The following is a 1,059-nucleotide window of genomic DNA, read 5'->3' on the forward strand; positions in this document are numbered from 1 at the left end:
TTCTTTTCCTCCCACCTCCTTAAGATTTCTTGGCACTTTTCCAGCAATATAATCTTTGCCTTTAAATAACGTATTTCTAATTCTTTTTGTTCAAGTTCTGTTAACCTTTTTAAGCCTTTTCCATGTGCAGATTGTCTTCCAATAGACTGTTCAAACCGATAGGTTTCGCCTTCACGATACCATTTCATCCAAGTTTTAATTTGAGCCACATGCTTAATTCCTAGGGCATCCATAATTTCTTTGTTTTTGAATCCTTGGTGTTTCATTCCAACTACTTTCCACTTTATTTCGGCGGGATAATGCGTCTTTTTCCCCATAAGAAAAACACCTCCATTAAAATCATAAATGATACTTACGATTTAGAGAGGTGTTTTTTTTTCGTCTCATTCTAAGGGTTCACTCCATACAGAAAGAATAGCGTGTTTTTTCATTTTAGGGGGCATTTCTTTTTATTAGCTTGATAGCGATGGAGCGGAACCCCTATTACAAAAACAACTTTTTTATGACTGCAAATCAGCAAATCTAAATATAGATATTGAAGCTGCTGATCCCGCTGGTACCCCATTTCCTATAAAGAAAGTCGTAGCATTCTGAATTTGAAACGTATCACCAGCATTAAAAAATCTAACCAAATGACCTGTAGCTAATCCTCCTCCGTCTGAAGTACTTGCATATCCTGTTAAAGGATATGTGAACGCTGAGGAAATCCCTTTAATAACAGCACCTCCATTTGCAGCTACCCCTAAACCCCCATTTGGGAAATTAAGAGAAACTTGGATATCATAAAGTCCAGACTGACCTATTGTAAATGTACCACCTGCCTGTGTAATAGAAGCACTATTACCAATAAATGGAGTCCATAACGTAAATGGATTTCCTACCCCTGGTGACTCAGTACCATTAATAATAAAGTTAGCAGCCGGTTGACTAACAGGACCAGTAGCTCCTGTAGTTCCCGTAGGACCAGTAGCACCAGTAGCTCCTGTAGTTCCCGTAGCTCCCGTATCTCCCGTAGCTCCTGTAGCTCCCGTAGTTCCCGTAGGACCAGTAGCTCCCGTA

2 pseudogenes are annotated in these 1,059 nt (G+C 39.8%); both read right to left on the minus strand.

Annotated elements, in window-relative coordinates:
- Nucleotides 1-317, minus strand: a pseudogene (locus C4S65_RS33625) (IS3 family transposase); the annotation flags it as partial.
- 183 nt (nt 318-500) lie between these two features.
- Nucleotides 501-1,059, minus strand: a pseudogene (locus C4S65_RS34860) (collagen-like protein); the annotation flags it as partial.

Source organism: Bacillus sp. ok061 (assembly GCF_900108285.1).
In the GTDB taxonomy this organism is placed as follows: domain Bacteria; phylum Bacillota; class Bacilli; order Bacillales; family Bacillaceae_G; genus Bacillus_A; species Bacillus_A thuringiensis_S.